At 66.8% G+C, this 21,316-nt stretch carries 21 protein-coding genes and 2 tRNA genes; 15 read left to right on the forward strand and 8 right to left on the reverse strand.

All coding sequences use genetic code 11. The features are described from left to right. Positions 1 to 2 precede the first annotated feature (2 nt). From RZE77_RS12620 to RZE77_RS12650, 7 genes are read left to right on the forward strand one after another with little or no spacing between them, the layout of a single operon-like run. A complete protein-coding gene (locus RZE77_RS12620) occupies positions 3 to 842 on the forward strand; it encodes a TauD/TfdA dioxygenase family protein (protein WP_124957718.1) in 840 nt (279 codons plus the stop codon). Between the two features lie 34 nt (positions 843 to 876). After that, on the forward strand, positions 877 to 1,623 hold the full coding sequence (locus tag RZE77_RS12625; RefSeq protein ID WP_319442128.1) for a GntR family transcriptional regulator: 747 nt from the start codon (positions 877 to 879) through the stop codon (positions 1,621 to 1,623). A gap of 48 nt (positions 1,624 to 1,671) precedes the next feature. Continuing rightward, on the forward strand, positions 1,672 to 2,505 hold the full coding sequence (locus tag RZE77_RS12630) for an SDR family oxidoreductase (protein WP_319442129.1): 834 nt from the start codon (positions 1,672 to 1,674) through the stop codon (positions 2,503 to 2,505). Then, positions 2,502 to 3,677, forward strand: a complete 1,176-nt coding sequence (locus RZE77_RS12635) for a pyridoxal phosphate-dependent aminotransferase (RefSeq protein ID WP_319442130.1) — start codon at positions 2,502 to 2,504, stop codon at positions 3,675 to 3,677. Before RZE77_RS12630 ends, RZE77_RS12635 begins: the two co-directional genes overlap by 4 nt. A gap of 8 nt (positions 3,678 to 3,685) precedes the next feature. Then, positions 3,686 to 4,567 carry an alpha/beta fold hydrolase gene (locus tag RZE77_RS12640; protein ID WP_319442131.1) on the forward strand — a complete coding sequence of 294 codons (882 nt, stop codon included), beginning with the start codon at positions 3,686 to 3,688 and terminating at the stop codon, positions 4,565 to 4,567. Further along, on the forward strand, positions 4,567 to 5,841 hold the full coding sequence (locus tag RZE77_RS12645) for a hydantoinase/carbamoylase family amidase (RefSeq protein WP_319442132.1): 1,275 nt from the start codon (positions 4,567 to 4,569) through the stop codon (positions 5,839 to 5,841). The genes RZE77_RS12640 and RZE77_RS12645 overlap by 1 nt, the downstream gene beginning before the upstream one ends. Next, entirely contained in the window at positions 5,838 to 6,791 is a 954-nt protein-coding gene (locus RZE77_RS12650) for a cupin domain-containing protein (RefSeq protein ID WP_319442133.1), read from the forward strand. The genes RZE77_RS12645 and RZE77_RS12650 overlap by 4 nt, the downstream gene beginning before the upstream one ends. A 14-nt stretch (positions 6,792 to 6,805) precedes the next feature. Here RZE77_RS12650 and RZE77_RS12655 read toward each other — a convergent pair whose 3' ends face one another. The 7 genes from RZE77_RS12655 to RZE77_RS12685 form a co-directional block, all read right to left on the reverse strand. Continuing rightward, entirely contained in the window at positions 6,806 to 7,084 is a 279-nt protein-coding gene (locus RZE77_RS12655; RefSeq protein WP_319442134.1) for a hypothetical protein, read from the reverse strand. Positions 7,085 to 7,251: 167 nt separating this feature from the next. Next, the gene (locus RZE77_RS12660) at positions 7,252 to 7,455 is read right to left on the reverse strand and encodes a hypothetical protein (protein WP_319442135.1); all 204 of its coding nucleotides are present in this window, start codon (positions 7,453 to 7,455) and stop codon (positions 7,252 to 7,254) included. Positions 7,456 to 7,604: 149 nt separating this feature from the next. After that, positions 7,605 to 7,681 (reverse strand) — tRNA-Arg (locus RZE77_RS12665). 68 nt (positions 7,682 to 7,749) lie between these two features. Further along, complete coding sequence (locus RZE77_RS12670) at positions 7,750 to 7,998, reverse strand: hypothetical protein (protein WP_319442136.1); 249 nt, start codon at positions 7,996 to 7,998, stop codon at positions 7,750 to 7,752. A 133-nt stretch (positions 7,999 to 8,131) separates the two neighbouring features. Next, positions 8,132 to 8,208 (reverse strand) — tRNA-Pro (locus RZE77_RS12675). A 35-nt stretch (positions 8,209 to 8,243) separates the two neighbouring features. Further along, a complete protein-coding gene (locus RZE77_RS12680; protein WP_319442137.1) occupies positions 8,244 to 8,948 on the reverse strand; it encodes a glutathione binding-like protein in 705 nt (234 codons plus the stop codon). A 103-nt stretch (positions 8,949 to 9,051) separates the two neighbouring features. Further along, positions 9,052 to 10,731 (reverse strand): FAD-dependent oxidoreductase, encoded by a 1,680-nt coding sequence (locus tag RZE77_RS12685; RefSeq protein ID WP_319442138.1) that lies wholly within the window; start codon positions 10,729 to 10,731, stop codon positions 9,052 to 9,054. 144 nt (positions 10,732 to 10,875) lie between these two features. Between RZE77_RS12685 and RZE77_RS12690 the strand changes: the two genes are divergently transcribed. From RZE77_RS12690 to RZE77_RS12710, 5 genes are all read left to right on the forward strand, one after another. Further along, positions 10,876 to 11,736, forward strand: a complete 861-nt coding sequence (locus tag RZE77_RS12690; protein WP_319442139.1) for a GNAT family N-acetyltransferase — start codon at positions 10,876 to 10,878, stop codon at positions 11,734 to 11,736. After that, entirely contained in the window at positions 11,733 to 14,051 is a 2,319-nt protein-coding gene (gene ppk1 / locus RZE77_RS12695) for a polyphosphate kinase 1 (protein ID WP_405547506.1), read from the forward strand. Before RZE77_RS12690 ends, ppk1 begins: the two co-directional genes overlap by 4 nt. Before the next feature lie 19 nt (positions 14,052 to 14,070). Then, positions 14,071 to 14,532: a SixA phosphatase family protein gene (locus RZE77_RS12700; RefSeq protein WP_319432176.1), complete on the forward strand. Its 462-nt coding sequence runs from the start codon at positions 14,071 to 14,073 to the stop codon at positions 14,530 to 14,532. Positions 14,533 to 14,681: 149 nt separating this feature from the next. After that, positions 14,682 to 15,464 carry a hypothetical protein gene (locus RZE77_RS12705; protein WP_319442141.1) on the forward strand — a complete coding sequence of 261 codons (783 nt, stop codon included), beginning with the start codon at positions 14,682 to 14,684 and terminating at the stop codon, positions 15,462 to 15,464. Positions 15,465 to 15,632: 168 nt separating this feature from the next. Continuing rightward, entirely contained in the window at positions 15,633 to 16,484 is an 852-nt protein-coding gene (locus tag RZE77_RS12710) for a hypothetical protein (RefSeq protein ID WP_319442142.1), read from the forward strand. A 27-nt stretch (positions 16,485 to 16,511) separates the two neighbouring features. On the opposite strand, the gene RZE77_RS12715 is transcribed toward RZE77_RS12710, so the two are convergent. Further along, positions 16,512 to 18,032 (reverse strand): Ppx/GppA phosphatase family protein, encoded by a 1,521-nt coding sequence (locus RZE77_RS12715; protein ID WP_319442143.1) that lies wholly within the window; start codon positions 18,030 to 18,032, stop codon positions 16,512 to 16,514. A 254-nt stretch (positions 18,033 to 18,286) separates the two neighbouring features. Between RZE77_RS12715 and pstS the strand changes: the two genes are divergently transcribed. From pstS to pstA, 3 genes are read left to right on the forward strand one after another with little or no spacing between them, the layout of a single operon-like run. Then, positions 18,287 to 19,324 (forward strand): phosphate ABC transporter substrate-binding protein PstS, encoded by a 1,038-nt coding sequence (pstS, locus tag RZE77_RS12720; RefSeq protein WP_319442144.1) that lies wholly within the window; start codon positions 18,287 to 18,289, stop codon positions 19,322 to 19,324. Positions 19,325 to 19,339: 15 nt separating this feature from the next. Beyond that, positions 19,340 to 20,422, forward strand: coding sequence for a phosphate ABC transporter permease subunit PstC (gene pstC, locus RZE77_RS12725; RefSeq protein WP_319442145.1), 1,083 nt, complete (start codon positions 19,340 to 19,342; stop codon positions 20,420 to 20,422). Beyond that, on the forward strand, positions 20,419 to 21,303 hold the full coding sequence (gene pstA / locus RZE77_RS12730) for a phosphate ABC transporter permease PstA (RefSeq protein ID WP_319442146.1): 885 nt from the start codon (positions 20,419 to 20,421) through the stop codon (positions 21,301 to 21,303). Before pstC ends, pstA begins: the two co-directional genes overlap by 4 nt. The last annotated feature ends 13 nt before the right edge of the window (positions 21,304 to 21,316 follow it).

Here is a 21,316-nt window from a genome sequence, read left to right on the forward strand (position 1 = left end):
CCATGCAACTCGAGAATCTCACCTCATTCATCGGCACCGAAGTGAAGGGCATCGACCTGCGCGAGCCGGTGAGCGACAGCGATTTTGCCGTGCTGCGCGATGCGCTCAACCAGCGCTCGCTGCTGCTGTTCCGCGGCCAGCGCATCAACGAGGCGCAGCACGTCGCGTTCTCGCGCCGCTTCGGCCCGCTGCTGGGCCATGTGCTGACCCAGTTCCTGAAGAAGGAGCATCCCGAGGTGTACGTGCTGTCCAACGTGTCGGAGAACGGCAAGCCCATCGGCAACCACAAGGAGGGCTGGAACTGGCATTCCGACCTCTCGTACAAGGCCGAGCCCTCGATGGGCGCACTGCTCTACGCGCTCGAAGTGCCGCCCGTGGAGGGCGACACCTTCTTTGCCTCGATGCACGCCGCCTACGACGCGCTCGACGACGGCATGAAGGCGCGCATCCGCCACCTCACTGCCACGCACAGCTACGCCAACTACTACGGCAAGGCCTTTGCAGACCGCAACCCGCTCACGCCCGAGCAGCTTGCCGCCACGCCCGACGTGGTGCATCCGCTGGTGCGCACGCATCCCGAGACGGGCCGCCTGTCGCTCTACGTGGGCGAGGACGTGGTCAAGCAGATCGACGGCTTGCCGCCGGAGGAAAGCGCCGCGCTGCTGGCCGAGCTCAATGCCCACGCCATCTCGCCCGAGTTCAGCTATCGCCACAAGTGGCTCGCGGGCGACCTGCTGATCTGGGACAACCGCTGCACCATGCACCGTGCCACGCCCTACGACGACACGGCCTACCGCCGCGTGATGCACCGCACCACCGTGGCGGGCGACCGTCCCTTTTGAAGAAGCCGGCGACGACAACCACAAGAAAGAAGACATGAGCAGCATGGAACCCGACGAATCCGATACCACCGAGCCCGCGGCGCTGCGCGGCCGCGACCGCCAGCGCGTGAAGGGCGGCGCCACGCTGTCCGACGAGCTCAAGGACACGCTCGAAGACCTGATCGTGAGCGGCGTGCTCAAGCCCGGAACGCGGCTCGACGAGGCCGAGCTGTCGGATCGCTTCAAGGTGTCGCGCACGCCCGTGCGCGAGGCGCTCAAGGCACTGGCCGCCACCGGCCTGGTGGACCTGCGCAGCCGCCAGGGCGGCGTGTGCGTGGCGCGCATCTCGCTGCCGATGCTGATCGAGATGTTCCAGATGATGGCCGTGATGGAAGGCCTGTGCGCCAAGTTCGCGGCGCGCCGCGCCACCGAGGCGCAGAAGGCGCGCATGAGCGCGCTGCACGACGAACTCACGAGCATTCTTGCTTCGGGCGACCACTCGCGCTTCTACGACGTGAACCAGGATTTCCACGACGCGCTGTACGAGGCTTCCAACACCCACTACCTGGCCGAGCAGACGCGCGCACTCCGAAAGCGCGTGCGCGTCTACCGGCGCTACGTGACCTTCCAGCCCGGCCGCATGACGGCCACCATCGGCGAGCACGGTGCCATCCTCGACGCGATCCGCCGCAACGACCCGAAGGCTGCATTCAACGCCGCCATCGATCACGTGAGCCTGCTCGAGGACGACATCGTCGACCTGATCGCGGCGCTGTCCGAGCAGGACACCGGCGCAAGCTGACCCACCTCTCCAACCTATTTCTCTGATCGCATCCCAGGACCCGAATCCATGAAACTCGAACTCGAAGGCAAGACCGTTCTCATCACCGGCGCCTCCAAGGGCATCGGCCTTGCAGCCGCGCACGCATTCGCCACCGAAGGCTGCCACCTGCACCTGGCGGCGCGCGACGGCGTCGCGCTCGCGGCCGCGAAGGAAGAGATCGAGAAGATCCATCCGATCAACGTGAAGGTCCATCCGATGGACCTGGCGGCGGCCGGTGCCATGAACCTGCTCGCCGAGGCGGCGGGCCACGTCGACATCCTCGTGAACAATGCGGGCGACATTCCCTCGGGCCCGATCGAGTCGCTCGACTTCGCGGCCGTGCGGCGCGGCTTCCAGCTCAAGGTGCTGGGCTACATGGAATTGAGCCAGATCTACTACGCACGCATGAAGGCCGCGGGCGGCGGCGTCATCGTCAACGACATCGGCAACTCCGGCGAGAACTGGGACGCCAACTACATCGCCGGCTCCACCGGCAATGCCGCCGTCATGGCCTTCACGCGCGCGCTCGGCGGCGTGAGCCTGGACGACGGCATCCGCGTGGTGGGCGTGAACCCCGGCCCGGTGGCGACCGACCGCATGGTCAAGCTCATGAAGCGCCGCGCGCTCGACACCCACGGAGACGAAGGCCGCTGGGAAGAGCTGTTCGACAACTACCCCGGCGGCCGCCCGGCCACGCCCGAGGAAGTCGCGGAACTGATGGTGTTCCTGGCCTCGCCGCGCGCGGGCTACATCACCGGCACGGTGGTGACCATCGACGGCGGCATTGCGGCGCGCGGCTCGATCATCAAGACCAGCAAGAAGGTCATCGAGGCCGAGCAGGCCCGCAGGATCGCGGCATGAATGCGGCGCTGAACCCCGTGGCGGCCGTGCCTTCCGTGACCAGCGACGCCGAAACCCGCAACCGGTACTTCGACCGCCTGTTCACCAACCCGGACCTGATGTGGCTGGGCCAGAACACCAACCACTTTCCGCTGCATCCTGCCGTCCGCAAGGCGCTGCACGACGCCATCGACGACGAGAGCTTTCACGCCTACGCGCCGCCGCTGGGCATGGAAGCGCTGCGCGCGGCCATCGTGGCCGACCTGGGCGTGGCGGATCAATTGGCGGTGGTGACCGACGGCGCGGTGTCTGCGCTGGCGCTGGCCTGCCGTGCCTTTTGCAAGGAAGGCAAGGGCTTCGTCACCACCGACCCCGGCTGGAAATGGCCGCTGCAGTTTGCGGCCAAGGCCGGCTCGGTGGTGACCGAGATCCCGATCTACGGGCCCGAGTACGGCTTCAAGCTCTCGGCCGATGCGCTCGCCGCATCGACCGACGAGAACACCGCGGTCATCTACCTGGTGGACCCGAACAACCCGCTCGGCACCACCTACACCGAAGACGAGATCCGTGCCTTCGCAATGCGTGCGCGGGAAGTCGGCGCCGTGCTGATCCACGACTGCACCTACCGCGACTTCGCCGACAGCCACACGCTGGCTTCGCGCTTCTATCCCGAAGGCACGGTGACCATCGTGAGCTTCTCGAAGTGGCTGGGCCTGGCCGGGCTGCGGCTGGGCGCGCTCGTTGCGTCGCCCGGATTGCTCGCGCGCATCCTGCCGCACTCGCAGGCGCCGCTGGGCGCCAGCGTGCTCGCGCAGCGCGCGGCCATCGCAGGCCTTGCCGTGAAGGACGAGTGGATGGCCGAGGTCATTGCGCAGCAGCGCGAGAACCAGCGAATGATCGTCGAGGCCTTCGCAGAACTGCCCGGCTTCGAGGTGCCGGTGTTCCCGTCACAGGCCAACTTCATCGTGGTCGAGTGCAGCGGCGCAGGCGTGACGCCCGAGGCGCTGGTCAGCGCGCTGGGCGAGCACGACATCATGGTGCGGCAGGGCACGTACCACACGCCGCGCTTCGGCCATCGCTTCGTGAAGATCTCGACCACCGTGCCCAAGGCATGGGCTCAGGCCCTGTGCGACGTGCTGCCGCAAGCCGTGGAGCGTGCGCGCAGCCTGCCCGCCACCGCGGCGCTTTTCTGAGGAACGCCATGAGCTTCGCCACCACCGCGGACGGTGTCCGCCTGTACTACGAAAGCGCCGGCAGCGGCATGCCCATCGTGTTCGTGCACGAGTTCGGCGGCGACCATCGCAGCTGGGAGCCGCAGATGCGCTACTTTGCGCGCCGCCACCAGTGCGTGACCTTCGGCGCGCGCGGCTATCCGCCCTCGGACGTGCCGAAGGACATGGAGCGCTACTCGCAGGCCATTGCCGCGGACGACATCGCCGCCGTCATGGATGCGCTGCAACTGCCGCGCGCGCACATCGTCGGCCTGTCGATGGGCGGCTTCGCGACGCTGCACTTCGGCCTGCGCCACAGCGGGCGCGCGGCTTCGCTGGTGATTGCCGGCGCGGGCTACGGCGCCGAGAAAGAACACGAAGAATATTTCCGCGGCGTCTCGCTGGAGGTGGCGAAGCAGTTCGAACTGCAGGGCGCAGAACGTTTCGCACGCACCTATTCGCTCGGCGCGAGCCGCGTGCAGTTCCAGAACAAGGACCCGCGCGGCTGGCAGGAATTCGCGGCCTGGCTCGGCCAGCACGACGCGGTCGGCGCGGCCAACACCATGCGCGGCGTGCAGGCACGGCGCCCGTCGATCTACGACCTGGAGGCCGAACTGCGCGTGATGGGCGCGCCTTCGCTGGTGGTGGTCGGCGACGAGGACGACCATTGCCTGCAGCCCGGCATCTTTCTCAAGAAGACCCTTCCGGCCTGCGGCCTGGCCGTGATGCCGAAGACCGGCCACACGCTCAACCTGGAAGAGCCGGCCGCGTTCAATGCCTTGCTCGCGGAATTCTTCGCGCAGGTCGAGGCCGGCCAGTGGAAGCCGCGCGATCCGCGCGCGCTGCCCAGCCAGATCATGAAGACCGACTGATGGCGCAGGCAATGTCGCAGCGGACGCCGGCCGCGTGCCGCGTCGATGCCGACCGCCTCTGGCAGCGGCTCATGGCGCTCGCGCGCTGCGGCGCCACCGCCGGAGGCGGCGTCGATCGGCAGGCGCTCAGCGCGGAAGAGATCGAGTCCTGGCACCTGATGATCGGCTGGGCCAGGGCTGCGGGACTGGAACCCGCGACCGATCCGGCGGGCAATCTCTTCATCGCGCTGCCCGGCCTCGATCGGGAGGTGCCGCCGGTGCTGGCTGGCAGCCATCTCGACAGCCAGCCCGGCGGCGGCCGCTTCGACGGCGTGTACGGCGTGCTCGCAGCGCTCGAGGTGCTGACCGTGCTCGCGGAGCAGGGCGTGCGCCCGCCGAGGGACATCGTCTGCGTGGCATGGATGAACGAAGAAGGCTCGCGCTTCGCGCCCGGCATGATGGGTTCCGAAGCTTTCGCTGGCGTCCGCACCCTCGAGGCCGTGCGCGCGGCGCGCGATGCCGATGGCGTCTCGGTGGCCCAGGCACTCGATGCCTTGCATGCCGCATTCCCGTCGCTGCGGCGCAGGCCGCTCGGTTTTCCATTGAAGGCCTACCTGGAAGCGCACATCGAACAAGGCCCGGTGCTCGAGGCGGAAGGGCGGGTGATCGGCGTCGTCACCGGCATCCAGGGCAAGAAGACATTCGACATCGTGATCGATGGCGAAAGAGGCCATGCCGGCACGCTCGCCATGGCCGGCCGGCGCGACGCGCTCGCCGCCTTCGCGCGCATCGCGGCGGCGTGCTACAGCGAGATCGGCGGCCATGACGATGCGGTGAAGTTCACCATCGGCCGGCTCCAGGTCGAGCCGAATGCGCCATCGGTGGTGCCCGAGCGCGTCACGCTGCGCATCGATCTGCGCCACCCCGACAACGACGTACTCGATCTTCTGGGCCAACGGCTGGACGCGCTGTGCGGCATGCATGCCGCGCCCTGCAAGGCCACGGCCACCCGGCTGGTCGATGCACCATCGAATGCCTTCGATCCAGCGCTGCAGGCGGCCATTGCAGCCGCGGCGGAACAGCTTGGGGAGCCGCACATGCCCATTCTTTCTGCCGCGGGCCACGATGCGCGCCATATGGCGGCGCTGTGCCCGAGCGCGATGATCTTCATTCCCTGCCGCGGCGGCGTGAGCCATGCGGAGCACGAGTGGGCCGAGCCGGCGCATGTGGCGGCCGGTGCCGACGTGCTGCTGCGCGTGCTGCTGCCGTATGCAGATGGCGGGGAGGGCGCTTGAAGACGGGCGAGCAGATCACCGACATGGCGGACCTGCCTGCGCAGCAGCCCGTAATGCCCGCGACCGCTGCGCAGGCCCGGGCGCGCTACTTCAACTCCGGCAATGCATTCAACGTGAAGCTGCCCGAAGTGCCTGCACGGCGCTTCGCGCCACCGCGCGCAGACGCGTTCGGCGTGTTCGACTGCGACCAGTCCGATGCGCTGGGCTGCGGATTTGCGGCCACCACGCCGCTCATGCTCGCGCGCTACATGCGCGTTGCGCCCGGCGAGGCGCTGCCGTTCGACGTGCATGCCACTGGCTCGGTCTGGTATGTGATTTCAGGGAGCGGCGAGCTTGGCGGCATGGCCGAAGGGCTTGCATTCGGCGCGGGCGACGTCTTCCTGCTGCCCGCGGCGCAGGGCTATCGGCTGAGCGCAGGGCCCGCAGGCGCGCTGCTGTGGACCGTGGGCAACGAGCCGCAGCTGGCCTTCGACGGGTCGCTGCCGCCATCGGCGTCGGGCGCGCTCATCGATGCAGTGCACTATTCCGCCGACGAGATCGAACGGCAGTTCGAACTGATCTTTTCCATGGCTACGAGCGACGCGACATCGGGCCGTGCGCTGATCTTTTCCTCCGACCGGCAGGAGCCGGCGCGCAACCTGACGCCCACGCTGACCTTGAGCTTCAACACCCTGGAGCCGCAGACGCATCAACGATCGCACCGCCACAATTCCGCGGCCGTCACGCTGGTGGTGCAGGGCGACGCATGCCATTCGATGGTTGCCGGAGTGCATTGCCCATGGGAGCCGTGGGCGACCCTTGTCACGCCGCCGGGCGCGCCGCATTCGCATCACAACGCAGGCATGAAGGGCGCACGCTTCCTGATCGTGCAGGATGGCGGATTGCACTATCACGCGCGGACGATGGGATTCGAGTTCCTGGAAGCGGTGGCGCAGGCGAGCGCGGCCTGAACCGAGCCAGGCGATCAACCGGCCGGATCGTGCCGGCGAGGAAGTGCGAAGGCGACCGAAGGCAGATCAGGGTGCGTCCCGTCGCCCGATCCGAAGTAGCGCGCGGCAGCGCGTCCCAGGTTCGTGACCTCGTGCACCGTCGCAGAGGGCGGCACCGCGCCTTGCGGCGGCGAGAACACCACCTTGATGTATCCGGCATCCCGCAGATCCTTGAGCCGGTCTATCTCGGACGGACTGTCGAACCGCATTGGCAGCCGCGTCACGAGGATCTGCTTGAAAAGCGCATGCGCCACGTTACGTCTCCCGGCCTGAAGGTGATGGGGGTGACAAGGGCGCGCATGTCCCGCGCACCGCTCCGGTGCGGAAGATACTCCGGTCGATGCTGCCTATCGATTCCACGTTCGGCATAGGCCTTGGCATGCGGGTAGCGGGGAGCCGGCCCTCGAAGACGGCGTTCTTCCTAGCGCGATTTGGCCGGGCTGGCGTTCTCCTGGGCCGGCGCCACGGCGCCGCTTGCAGGAACGTTGCCCGGTCCTTTCGATGGATCGGCGATGCCGTAGAAGAAAAGCACCGCCACGACGATGACCGCAATGACGGCCAGCAGGATCCACATCAGGCGGCGGCCGATGTCGCCTTGCTTGTGCTGCTCTTGTTTGGTTGCCATGAGCAGAGCGTGAACCTGCAAGGCGACGGTGCCATGTCGTTTTGGCGCCTCTTGCTGACGGTGGATTTCCTACGCGGCATGGCGTCGGGTGCGCGAAGAGGGGAAGTGGCTGTTCGCGGTTCTTCGTGGGAGAACGTGGAGCCACTAAATGGCCTGCCCGGAGGGGATCGAACCCCCGACAACCTGCTTAGAAGGCAGGTGCTCTATCCAACTGAGCTACGGGCAGATTCCGGGCCGAACGGAGCCCCGGATTCTACCCACATCCACCTTGGAGCCCAGAGCGCCGGAGGGCGTTCAGATCTGGACGAAATCGCCGACCGGCTCGAAGTTCTCTGCGGCCCATGCGCGCAGCAGATCGAGCGTCTGCGCTTCCGAGGGCCCGTAGGTCTGGTGCTGGGCCAGCGGCGTGGAATTGATCTCTTCCGTGGCGCGCAAGGGGAGGCGGCGGGGCATCCAGTACAGGGTGGCGGTGTGGGAGACGAGGTCCTGCGTGACCTGGACCAAGCCGGTCTGGTTGCCAATCTTCAGTTCGTAGTAGGACAAGGCCAACCCCGGTCGGTGATGATGTTGAATTCGACTGTACGCGAGGAATTCACCGTCGGCATTGCTTTTGACGCGGGCCCAAAAAACAAGATGCCTGCAACAACGTGAGTCATTGCAGGCATTCACTTTTTCTTGGTCGGGGCGAAAGGATTCGAACCTTCGACCCTCTGGTCCCAAACCAGATGCGCTACCAGGCTGCGCTACACCCCGACAAGCCTTCTATTCTAGCCCGAATATCCAGGCGATCAGCGCTTCTCGTATTGGGTCTTGCCGAAAAGGATCTCGCGCTCCTTGTCGCCGGTGATCGGCTGGCGCAGATCGGCCAGCACTTTCACGCCGCGCTGCACGGCGGGGCGCGCGGCAATGCCGTCGAACCAGGCCTTCAGGTGCGGATAGTCGGTAAGGGTGATGCCCTGGTTTTCCCAACTGCGCAGCCACGGGAAGATCGCGATGTCGGCAATCGAATAGGTCTTGCCGGCAATGAACCTGTTCTTCGACAGCTGCTTGTCGATCACGCCGTAGAGGCGCTTGGCTTCGTTGCTGTAGCGCTCGATGGCGTAGCCGATCTTTTCGGGGGCATACATGCGGAAGTGATGCGCCTGGCCGAGCATGGGGCCGACGCCGCCCATCTGGAACATGAGCCACTGCAGGACGTCGTAGCGTTCGCGGTCGGTCTTGGGCAGCAGCTTGCCGGTCTTGCCGGCCAGGTAGACGAGGATGGCGCCCGATTCGAAGAGCGAGATCGGCTTGCCGTCCGGGCCGTCGGGGTCGGTGATGGCGGGGATCTTGTTGTTGGGGCTGATCTGCAGGAACTCGGGCGCAAACTGGTCGCCCTTGCCGATGTTGATCGGACGGGCGTTGTACGGCAGGCCGCACTCCTCCAGCATGATGTGAATCTTGTGGCCGTTGGGCGTGGGCCAGGAATAGACCTCGATGGGCGATGCAGGCATGTCGCGGGCTCTCCGGTGTTGGGGTTGGTCGTAATGCGAGGCAGGCAGCATATCCGCGGCCATCCGCACGCGCTCAGCACCGGGAATTACGGACGCAGCACGGTCACGCAACGGCGGAGCTGGACGACAGGTGCTGGTGGATCAGCGCGACCACGGCCGCGCCTTCACCGATGGCGCCGCCCACGCGCTTGACCGAACCCGAGCGCACGTCGCCCACGGCAAAGACGCCCTGCACGCTGGATTCGAGCGCGGTGGAAGGGCGTGCCGGAAAGCCGCTGCTGACCGCATCGCCCGTCAGCACGAAGCCGTGCTTGTCGACCGAGACGCCGCAGCCGTCGAGCCAGCTGGTCTCGGGCTCGGCGCCCACGAAGAGGAAGATGTTGCGCGCGTCGCAGTCGTGTTCTTTGCCCGTGGTCTGGCAGCGCCAGGTTGCCCCCGTCAGGCCTTCGCCGGAATCGCCGTTGAGCTTCACCAGTTGCGTATGGGGATGCAGTTCGATGTTGGGCGTGGCCTCGATGCGGTCGATCAGGTAGCGCGACATGCTGGCCGCGAGCGACGGGCCGCGCACCAGCACGTTGACCTTGGCCGCATGGCGCGACAGGAACACCGCGGCCTGTCCGGCCGAGTTGCCGCCGCCGACCAGCGCAACTTCCTGCTGCGCGCAGAGCTTGGCCTCGATGGCCGAGGCCCAGTACCAGATGCCGCGGCCCTCGAACTCGGACAGCCTCGGCACGTCGGGCCGCCGGTAGCGTGCGCCGCTTGCAATGACCACCGTGCGCGCGTTGATGGCGCGGCCGTCGGCCAGCGCGATGCGCAGGGCGCCCATGGGGTTGTCGCGCGAGCAGTCCAGCGACATCACCTTGGCCGGGATCAGCATCTCGACGCCGAACTTCTGGGCCTGCACGAAGGCCCGGCCCGCGAGCGCCTGCCCCGAGATGCCGGTGGGAAAGCCCAGGTAGTTCTCGATGCGCGCACTCGCGCCGGCCTGCCCGCCGAAGGCGCGGCAGTCGAGCACGATCACGCGCAGCCCTTCGGAGGCCGCATACACCGCGGTCGCAAGGCCGGCCGGGCCGGCACCGACCACCGCCACGTCGAACAGCTCGTTGCGCTCCGCGGTGTCGACCATGCCCAGGCAGCGGGCCAGCGCGTCTTCGGCAGGGTTGACCAGCACCGAGCCGTCGGGGCACACAGCCAGCAGCTTGCAGGTGCCGTACTGTTCCAGCAGCGCTGCGGCGCCGGGGTCTTCGGCCGCGTCGACCAGGTGGTAGGGATGCCCGTTGCGGCGCAGGAAGTTCTCCAGCCGCGCCATGTCGGGCGACTCCGGCCGGCCGATCAGCACCGGCCCGCTGGCGCCGGATTCGATCAGCGCCACGCGCCGCAGGATCAGCGCGCGGGTGATGCGCTCGCCAAGGTCGGCTTCGGCCACCAGCAGCGCGCGCAGTTGCGCGGGCGGCACGATCAGCGCTTCCACTTCTTCCTCGGCATGGCCGTCGACCAGGGCAGGGCGGCCGCTCAGCTGGCCGACTTCGGCAAGGAACTCGCCCGGGCCCTGGCGCACGATCGGCACCACGTGCCCGAGCCCGTCGCGCTGCGTGACCGACACCACGCCCTTGAGCAGGACGAACATGCCGGGGCTGGTTTCGCCGGCGGTGAACAGCCGCTCCCCGCGGGCGAAGCGCTGCACGGTTCCGAAGTGCGCGATGCGCGCGATTTCGGTATCGCTCAGGACGGGAAAGGTCTGGTGAAGGCGGTTGTCGAAATTGCTGCTTGCGGCTGTAGCCATTGAGAAAACTCCATGTCGCGGACCCATCGCATTAGACATCCAGGCAGCCCGAAAACACGCGGTAACACAGTCATGCAAATGCAATGGCACTGACATACCCGTTTCACCGCGGGTGCAGAGACTCTGTCAGCAGAAAGGGTCTCCATGAAAGAACTGCCCAACCCGACGTTCCCGCTGTCGCAGCTCGGACTGCGCGCCGCACTGTGGCCCGCCCCTGCAACCACGCCCGCATCGGTGCCCGCTGCCGTGCTGGTGCCGCCGGTCATCGTCGATGCCAGGCAAGGCATCACCGTGAGCTGGGCCCGCCACCTGGACGACGTGCGCGCCGCGCAGCGCCTGCGCTACCAGGTGTTCGTCGGAGAAATGGGCGCCCGCGTGAGTACGCCGCTGGCCGGCCACGACATCGACCTGTTCGACGACTTCTGCGAGCACCTGCTGGTGCGCGAGGAACAGACCCAGCAGGTGATCGGCACCTACCGCGTGCTCACGCCGGCCCAGGCCCGGCGCGTGGGCAGCACCTACAGCGACACCGAGTTCGACCTGACCCGGCTGCGCGACCTGCGCGAGCGCATGGTCGAGCTGGGCCGCAGCTGCGTGCACCCCGACCACCGGCAGGGCGGGGTGATTCTCGCGCTGTGGGGTGCCCTCGCGGGCTTCATGCACCGCAACAAGCTCGACACCATGATCGGCTGCGCGAGCATTCCGATGTCGCACAACGGCGTGACCAACGGCGATGCGGCGGCCAGCATCTGGCGGCAGCTGTCGGCCAGCCACATGGCGCCGATCCAGTACCAGGTGCAGCCGCGCCTGCCGCTGCCGGTGGAGCGGCTCGACGGCGCGCTCGACGTCGAGCCGCCCGCGCTCATCAAGGGCTACCTGCGCCTGGGTGCCAAGGTGCTGGGCGCCCCGGCGTGGGACCCGGACTTCAACACGGCGGACCTGCCGATGCTGATGCGCATCGACGACCTGCCGCCGCGCTACCGCAAGCACTTTCTCGGCGCATGAAGCCGGCGGCCGCCCGGCCCGGTGCCGGGCCGTCCGCCTCTTCGCCAGGCACGGGGCTGCCAAAGGGCGGCCCGCAGGCGTCACACGGCGGTCACGAAAACGTCACAAACGAGGGCGACACTGTCATATTTCAGCCTACATGTGCTCCCGTGCCGCTTGCTCCAGAATCAGTGCCCATGCAACCTGCTCCCGCTGACCGCACACCCGCGGTCGCGGCAACGGCCCTCACGCTGCTCGACCGCGACCACAGCATCCTGTCCTTCAACGAGCGCGTGCTCGACTGGGCCCGCAGGCCCGAAGTACCGCTGGTCGAGCGCCTTCGCTACCTTTGCATCGTTTCATCGAACCTCGACGAATTCTTCGAAGTCCGTGCCGCGCCGCACCTGATTGCCAGCAGCGCCGGCGACCAGAAGGGCGCCTACACGATCGAATCGTTCGAGCGGCTGGCGGAGGCCGCCCATGCGATGGTGGCGCGCCAGTACGCGCTGTACAACGACGAGCTGATGCCGACCTTCGCAAAGCACGGCATCCACATCATTTCGCACGGCGAACGCAATCCGGCGCAGCGCAAATGGGTCAGCGAATATTTCGAGCGCGAAGTGCGCCCGCTGCTGATCCCGGTCGGGCTGGACCCGGCGCATCCGTTTCCGCAGGTGGCCAACAAGTCGCTCAACTTCATCGTGCGGCTCGGCGGCAAGGACGCCTTCGGGCGCGAGAACCCGATCCAGATCGTGAAGGTGCCGCGCGTGCTGCCGCGCGTGATCCGCATGCCGGCCAAGGTGTCGGACGGCAAGACGCTGTTCGTGGCGCTGTCGAGCGTGGTGCGCGCCCATCTTTCGAGCATGTTCCCGGGGCGCGAGGTGGGCGACTTCTCGCAGTTCCGCGTCACGCGGCATTCCGACCTGGCGGTCGACGAGGAAGACGTCAAGAACCTGCGCACCGCATTGCGCCAGGGGCTGCAGCACCGGCACTACGGGCAGGCCGTGCGGCTCGAGGTGTCGGCCAGCTGCGCCGAGTCGCTCGCGAGCTTCCTGCTCGCGCAATTCAACCTGCCGCCGCAGGCGCTCTACCGTGTGCACGGCCCCGTCAACCTGGCCCGGCTGACCCAGCTGATCGATCTGCTGGAGGAGCCGCAGCTGCTGTTTCCGCCGTACTCGGCCTCCTACCCGGTCACGCTGTCGCCGGCGCAGTCGTTCTTCGAGCGGCTGCAGCACGGCGACGTGCTGATCCACCAGCCCTTCGAGAGTTTCGACGGCGTGCTCGCGTTCCTGCGCGAGGCCGTGCAAGACCCGCAGGTGCTGGCCATCAAGCAGACCATCTACCGCACGGGCACCGATTCGGAGTTGATGGACCTGCTGCGCGAAGCCGTGCGCCGCGGCAAGGAAGTGACGGTGGTGGTGGAGCTCAAGGCCCGCTTCGACGAAGAGGCCAACATCAACTGGGCCGAAATGCTCGAGTCGATCGGCGCGCAGGTGGTGTATGGCGTGGTGGGCCTGAAGACGCACGCCAAGATGCTGCTGGTGACGCGCCGCGAGGGCAAGCAGATGCGCCGCTATGGCCATCTTTCCACCGGCAACTACAACCCGCGCACCGCCAGGCTCTACACCGACATCAGCCACCTGACGGCCGATCCGCTGCTCACGGCCGACATGGAAGCCGTGTTCGTGCACCTGGCAAGCCAGAGCCGCTTGCCCAAGCTCAACCGCATGTGGCTCGCGCCGTTCGACCTGCACAAGAACCTCGTCGCGCAGATCGACGCGCTGGGCCTGGCCGCTGCCACCGGCGAGCCGACCCGCATCGTCGCCAAGATGAATGCGCTGACCGACGACGCACTGGTGGCCGCGCTGATGCGCGCCGGCCAGAACGGCGTGAAGATCGACCTCATCGTGCGAGGTGCCTGCACGCTGCCCGCGCAGGTGCCGGGGCTCACCGACAACATCCGCGTGCGTTCGGTGATCGGGCGTTTTCTCGAGCACTCGCGCGTCTTCTACTTCCGCAATGGCGAGGACGAGTCGCTCTACCTGTCGAGCGCCGACTGGATGAACCGCAACATGATGCGGCGCATCGAGCTGGCCTGGCCGGTGACCGACCCCGGCCTGCGACAGCGCCTGATCGACGAATGCCTGGTCGCCTACCTGCACGACGGCCGCGACGCCTGGGACCTGGGCGGCGACGGCATCTACACGCGCGTCGACCACGACACCCACTCGGGCGAGGCGGGCGCGTCACGTATCGTCGAGGCGCACGGCGCACAGGCCGCACTCATGAACCGGTATGCATCGCGAGGCCATCACCCCGATGCACCCAGCAACTGACGACCGAAAGACAACAACCATGGACTTGATCTTCTGGCGCCACGCCGAAGCCGAGGACTGGACCGAGGGCTGCGACGACCTGCAGCGTTCCCTGACCGCGCGCGGCGAGAAGCAGGCCAAGCGCATGGCAAGCTGGCTCGACCGGCAGCTGCCGGATGGCACGCGCATCATCTGCAGCCCCGCGCGGCGCTGCGAGCAGACCGCGCTTGCACTCGGCCGCAAATACAAGCTGCGCGCTGAGCTCGCCCCCGACACCACCGCCGAGGCCATGCTGGCCGCGGCCGGCTGGCCCAACGGCAAGTCGGTGGTGCTGATGATCGGGCACCAGCCTTCGGTGGGGCAGGCCATCTCGCTGCTTCTCGGCCTGAAGCAGGACAGCTGCCCGGTGCGCAAGGGTTCGCTCTGGTGGATCCGCACGCGCGAGCGCGATGGCGACGTGCAGACCGTCGTGGTGACGGTGCAGTCGCCCGAGCTCCTCTGAGCTGGAGGGATCGGCGGGCTGAAAATTTGCCCGAATATGTAAACTAATTGACGAATTTGGTGGGGCGCGGCAGTGCCATCTAGGCACAATGATTGCGTGAGATGCATTTGGACACAAATTGCATCTTTAACTTACAGCCGCCCCCCCCCATGAAGACGCTTGTTTCGCTGCTGATCTCTGCAGCTCTGCTGGCCGGCTGCGCCACGAGCACACCCGAACCCGCGCAGCAGGTTCGCCACGACGCCACCCGGTCGATCACGAAGATCGAACTCGTCTACAACGCGCAGGACCAGCTGTCCGTGATGGATGGCGGCGGCTCCGCGATCATGGGCTGGGCCGGGATTTTCGGGCCTGTCGGCACGCTGGTGGCCCTTGGTGTCGAGGTCGGCACGCGGGTGACGCTGGCCAGCCGCATCGAGCGGCGCAGCAAGGAGTTCACGGCCGCCGTGAAAAGCAGCGGCGCCATGCCGCTCAACAGGCAGTTTGCGGAGCAGTTGGCGGCACGCCTGCGGACCGGCGGCCGCGAAGTGAAGCTGACACCCGCCGCGCGCATGGACGGCGAACTCGCCCAGATGCAGGCGCCTGGATTCGAACCCACCCCGGGCTACAGCACCTTGCTCGTGCGGGTCACCACGACCTACGGAGCGCCCGACATGACATCGAGCTTCAAGCCTTTCGTGGCGATCGAGCAGTCGCTGCAGGACGAGCAGCAGGGCGTTCTCCACCAGACCACCCACACCTCCGACCTGGAGGAGCCGGCCTACCTGGCATACGACGGCCTGCTGCAGGACTCGGCCAGGGCCCAGGACGGCCTGCGGCAAGGCCTTTCCCGGATCGTCCAGCCTGCGTATGCCGGCATGTTCGGCGAAGACGGGCCGCCGCGCCTGGGCAGTTCGGAAGCCACCCGCACGGCCAGCCTCGACGCCAGGTGAAACGGCTCGGGTAGCCGCATCCCGCACTTGCGGGCAGGCGCTTTGTCATGGCCGCGGATAGCAGTGGCGGGGCGCTTGTCTCCCTGGAGAAAGTGCGCACCGCCCATGTGCGCAGGCGGCGCGATTCCTACAGTGACTCCACATCGACCACATCACTGGGGAACACGCATGAAACTGCTCAACCCGCTGCCAAGAAGCTTCATGGACCTGCTGCGCCTGGACGCGGGCATGTCGTTGCAGAAGCTGACGTTCCTGCTCGTCGCCACCGCCCTCCTGGCGGGGTGTGCGGCCGATGCATCCAAACCCACGCTGCAGGCGCGCCAGGACGCCACCCGGTCGGCCGCGAAGGTCGAACTCATCTACAACGAGGAAGACCAGCTGATCGTCACGGACGGCGGCGGTTCGGGCCTGACGGGCTTTGCCGGACTCCTTCTGGGGCCCATCGGCGCGCTGGTGGCTCTCACCATCGACACCAACAGCCGGATGACCATGGCTGCCCGGACCGACCAGCGCAGCAAGGAATTCACGGCCGCGGTGAGGAACAGCGGCACGAGCATGGCGCTCAACAGGCAGTTCGCGGAGCAGCTGGCGGCGCGCCTGCGCGAGAGCGGCCGCGAAGTGAAGCTGACGCCCTTCATGCGCGCCACCGGAGCGGCCAGCGAGATGAAGGTGCCGGAGCTCCAGCCCACGCCCGGCTACAGCACCTTGATCCTGCGGATCACCACGGCGTACGGCGCAGCCGATGCGACCTCGAGCTTCAAGCCCTTCATCTCGGTGGAGCAGCTGCTCAGGGACGAGCGGCAATCCGTCGTGCACCAGACGGCCCATACCGCCGATGTGAGCGAGCCCACCTATTTCAGCTACGACGGCCTGCTCAAGGACACCGCGGTGGCCCACCAGGGGTTGAAGCAGGGGCTGGATCGGGTCGTGCAGCCCGCCTACGCCGGCATGTTCGGGGGCGACCAGCCGCGCGCGGTTCCTGCGGAAACCACCCGCACCGCCGGCCTCGACGCGAAGTAACGCGAAACGGGGGCGAAGTGGGGCGGCTCAGGCCCCGCTGAGCTCCACGCGCCAGTTGCTGGTCTTCTGCCAGGCCAGCACTTCCTCGCGCAGCAGGTGCGCGGACTGCGGATAGGCCTCGGCCCAGTCGGGCGCGCAGGCGATCGTGAAGGCCCTGGCGCCCAGCGCCGCAAGATGCAGCGCCCGCGGATCGGGATCGCGGCGCGCATGGCACAGGATCACCGCCAGGCGCAGCGACAGCAACTGCATCACGAAGGTCTCGTCCTCGAGCGCGGCGTCGAGCTTGCGCAGCTTTCCGCGCTGGCCGAGTACCAGCTGGCCGAGCGCGTGCAGTTCGTTGACGGCAAAGCCGGGGGCGTCGGTGTTGTCGAGGATGTAGGCGCCGTGCTTGTGATAGTCGCTGTGCGAGACCAGCGTGCCGATTTCGTGCAGCTGCGCCGCCCAGCCGAGCTTGCGCAGCGCCCGCCCGGGACGGCTGCCGGGGCTGCCCCCGCGCGCGGCCGGGGTGAGCTGCACGAACAGCGCCGCCGCGGTTTCGCCCACCCGCCTGGCCTGCGCCGCATCGACCGCGAACCGGCTCGCCAGCCGCGCCACGGTGGCGGTGCGCATGTCGGCCACGCTCTCGTCGCGCTCCAGCAGTTCATAGAGCACGCCGTGGCGCAGCGCACCCTGGGCGACTCGCATTTCCTCGATGTCGAGCAGGTCGAACACCGCGCGCAGCACGCTCACGCCGCCGCCGATGACCGGTTTGCGGTCTTCGCGCATGCCGTCGATGCGCAGCTTGTCGGTGCTGCCGGCCTTCAGGAGGCGGTCGACCAGCCAGTCGAGGCCGTCGCGGGTGATCAGCCCCGGCTCGCCGCCCGCCGCGGCCAGCACGTCGCCCACGGCGCCGATGGTGCCGGAGGCGCCGTAGGCCACGTCCCACTGGTCGCGGGTGTAGCTCGACAGCGCGTCGTCGAGCACCGCCTTGGCGGCCACCTCGGCGGCGCGGAATGCGCTCTGGGTGAACAGGCCTTCCGCAAAATGCTTCATCGACCAGGCGACGCTGCCCACGCGGTAGGACTCCATCAGCTCGGCGTCGAGCGCGCGGCCGATGATCATTTCGGTGGAGCGGCCGCCGATGTCCACCACCAGGCGGCGCTCGCGGTCGGAGGCGTCGGTGTGCGGCAGCATGTGCGACACGCCCTGGTAGATGAGGCGGGCTTCCTCACGGCCCGGGATCACGTCGATGCCGAAGCCCAGGATGGTGCGCGCGCGCAGCAGGAATTCCTCGCGGTTGCGTGCCTCGCGCAGTGTCTGGGTGGCGACGGCGCGCACCTGCGAGCGCTTGAAACCGGCCAGCCGCTCGCCAAAACGGGCAAGCGCATCCCAGCCCCGCTGCATGGCCTCGGCCGTGAGATTGCGGGCGCTGTCCAGGCCGTTGCCCTGGCGCACCGTTTCCTTCAGGTATTCGGTGCGGTGGATCTGGCCGTGGTCGACCTGTCCGATTTCAAGCCTGAAGCTGTTCGAGCCGAGATCGACGGCGGCGAGGCGGGTGCCGTTTTGCATGTAGTTGTGGTGGAAGAAGGCGGGTGGCTTCGATCGTAGCGCCGTGGCGGGCGCGCGGCCTTCCGAATCGCCGGTGGCGAGGCTCGCAAGGCTAGGCGCGGCGAATGACGGTTGTGTGACAGCGTCACACAAGCCATGGGAGAAACAGCGGCATTTTCCCTCGACAGCGGCGTGTCACACCGATGTCACACAAGCTTTCTAGAGTCCGTTCCAAGCCCGAAAGGGACTACTTCTTACTTCTAAAGGAAGCCTCCATGAAAACGACTTTCAAGTTTGCAGCCGCCGGCCTCGTGGCCGCGGTCTTTGCCCAGGTGCCCGCTTTTGCACAAGACGTGACCGGCGCTGGCGCGACCTTTCCGGCGCCGCTTTACGCCAAGTGGGCGGGTGACTACAACAAGGCCACCGGCGTCAAGATCAATTACCAGTCGGTCGGTTCGGGCGCCGGCCTGAAGCAGATCGACTCCAAGACCGTCGATTTCGGTGCTTCCGACATGCCGCTCAAGGACGAAGAACTCCAGACCAAGGGCCTGATGCAATTCCCGACCGTGATCGGCGGCGTTGTGCCTGTGATCAATGTTGCGGGCGTGAAGCCGGGCGAGCTCAAGCTCAACGGTACCGTGCTGGCCGACATCTACCTCGGCAAGATCACCAAGTGGAACGACCCGGCCATCAAGGCGCTGAATGGCTCGCTCAATCTGCCTGATGCCGCAATTTCGCCTGTGCGCCGCGCCGACGGCTCTGGTACCACGTTCATCTTCACGAACTACCTGAGCAAGGTCAGCCCCGAATGGAAGACCAAGGCGGGTGAGGGCACTGCTGTCAACTGGCCCACGGGTGCCGGCGGCAAGGGCAACGAAGGCGTTGCAGCTTTCGTGAACCGCCTGCCCAATTCGATCGGCTACGTAGAGTACGCCTATGTGAAGCAGAACAAGATGGTGTACGCGCAGATGCAGAACGCAGCGGGCAACTTCGTTGCGCCCGAAGACGTTGCATTCAAGGCTGCCGCCGCAAATGCCGATTGGAGCAAGAGCTTCTATCAGATCCTTACAAACCAGGCCGGCAAGGACGCATGGCCGATTTCGGGCGCGACGTTCATCATGATGCACAAGTCGCAGGACAAGCCGGCCCAGGCAACCGCCGCGCTCAAGTTCTTCGACTGGGCCTACAAGAACGGCGACAAGACCGCCGACGATCTCGACTACGTGCCGATGCCCGACACCGTCAAGGGCACCATCGCCAAGGCGTGGGGCGAGATCAAGGACGCTTCGGGCAAGCCCGTCGCATTCAAGTAAAGCGGCAGGGCGCGCATGAACAGCACACCACTGGGCAGCGCGCCCGTTGCAACGGCTACGGAGCGACCTGTGTCATCCACTTTTCCCGCCAACAATCCCGCGCTCGATCTCTCGGTCGAGCGCGCTCGTGCGTCCATCAATCCGCCGCCGGCGAAGCGTCCTCGCACCGGTGCGGGCACCGATCGCCTCTTTGGCTGGGCTGCCATGGGGGCGGCGTTGTTGACCCTGGGCCTTCTGGTCGGGATCCTGCTGTCGCTGCTGGCCGGCGCCTGGCCTGCCATCTCGAAGTTCGGCCTCGGCTTTCTCACCAGCAGCGTCTGGGACCCGGTGCAGAACGAGTATGGCGGCCTCGTCATGATCTACGGCACGATTGCCACGTCGATCATTGCGCTGGTGATCGCGGTGCCGGTGAGCTTCGGGATCGCGCTGTTCCTGACTGAAATGTCGCCTGCGTGGCTGAAGCGCCCGCTCGGCACCGCCATCGAACTGCTCGCGGCCGTGCCTTCCATCGTCTACGGCATGTGGGGCCTGCTCGTGTTTGGCCCGATTCTGTCGACCTATGTGCAGCAGCCGCTGCAAAAGCTGTTTGAAGGCGTGCCTTATCTGGGCGCGCTTGTGTCTGGCCCGCCGGTGGGCATCGGCATCCTGTCGGCCGGCATCATCCTCGCGATCATGATCATTCCGTTCATCGCCTCGGTGATGCGCGACGTGTTCGAGGTGACGCCGCCGCTGCTGAAGGAGTCGGCCTACGGCCTGGGCGCCACCACCTGGGAGGTCGTCTCCAAGGTGGTATTGCCCTACACCAAGGCCGGCGTGATCGGCGGCATCATGCTCGGCCTTGGCCGCGCGCTGGGCGAGACGATGGCTGTGACCTTCGTGATCGGCAACACCAACCAGCTCAACTCGCTTTCCATGTTCGAGGCGGCCAACAGCATTACCTCGGTTCTCGCCAACGAGTTCGCGGAAGCGGCCGAGGGCTTGCATCAGGCGTCGCTCATGTATCTCGGCCTCGTGCTGTTCTTCATCACCTTCGTGGTGCTGTCGCTGTCGAAGGTCCTGCTGGCGAAGATGAAGAAGAGCGAGGGCACGAAATCATGACCACTGCCGAACGTTTGCTGAGCGCCAAGGCGCTCGATGAAACCCGCGCGGCCAAGTTTGCGAGCCGCAAGCGCGTGAACATCATCGCGCTGACTCTGTCGCTCGCCGCCATGGCGTTCGGCGTGTTCTGGCTCGTCTGGATTCTGTGGGAAACCCTGCGCCTGGGCGTTGGCGGATTGGCGATTGCCACGTTCACCGAAATGACGCCGCCGCCGAACGAATCGGGCGGCATCGCCAATGCGATCTTCGGTTCGCTGGTGATGGTGGCGATGGCCACCTTCGTGGGCACGCCCATCGGCATCATGGCCGGCATCTATCTGGCCGAGTACAACCCGAAGGGAATGCTCTCGAGCATCACGCGTTTCGTGAACGACATTCTGCTGTCGGCACCGTCGATCGTGATCGGGTTGTTCGTCTATGCGGTGGTGGTCTCCCAGTTCAGGAGCTTTTCGGGCCTGGCCGGTGCGCTGGCGCTCGCGCTGATCGTGATTCCGGTGGTGATCCGCACGACCGAGAACATGCTGCAGCTGGTGCCGCCGGGGTTGCGCGAAGCGGCCTATGCACTCGGCACGCCGAAGTGGAAGGTCATCATCAGCATCACGTTGAAAGCGGCGCGCGCAGGTGTGGTGACCGGCATCCTGCTGGCGGTGGCACGCATCGCGGGCGAAACCGCGCCGCTGCTGTTCACGGCGCTGAGCAACCAGTTCTGGACCTCCGATGTCACGCAGCCGATGGCCAGCCTGCCGGTGACGATCTTCAAGTTCGCAATGAGCCCGTACGAGAACTGGCAGCAGCTGGCCTGGGCCGGCGTGTTCCTGATCACCGTGGCCGTGCTTGCCCTCAACATCCTGGCGCGGGTCCTCACGCGCAACAAACTCTGATTCAAGAAGAAGT

Origin of the sequence: Variovorax sp. SPNA7 (assembly GCF_033807855.1) — a bacterium.
Taxonomy (GTDB): Bacteria; Pseudomonadota; Gammaproteobacteria; order Burkholderiales; family Burkholderiaceae_C; genus Variovorax; species Variovorax beijingensis.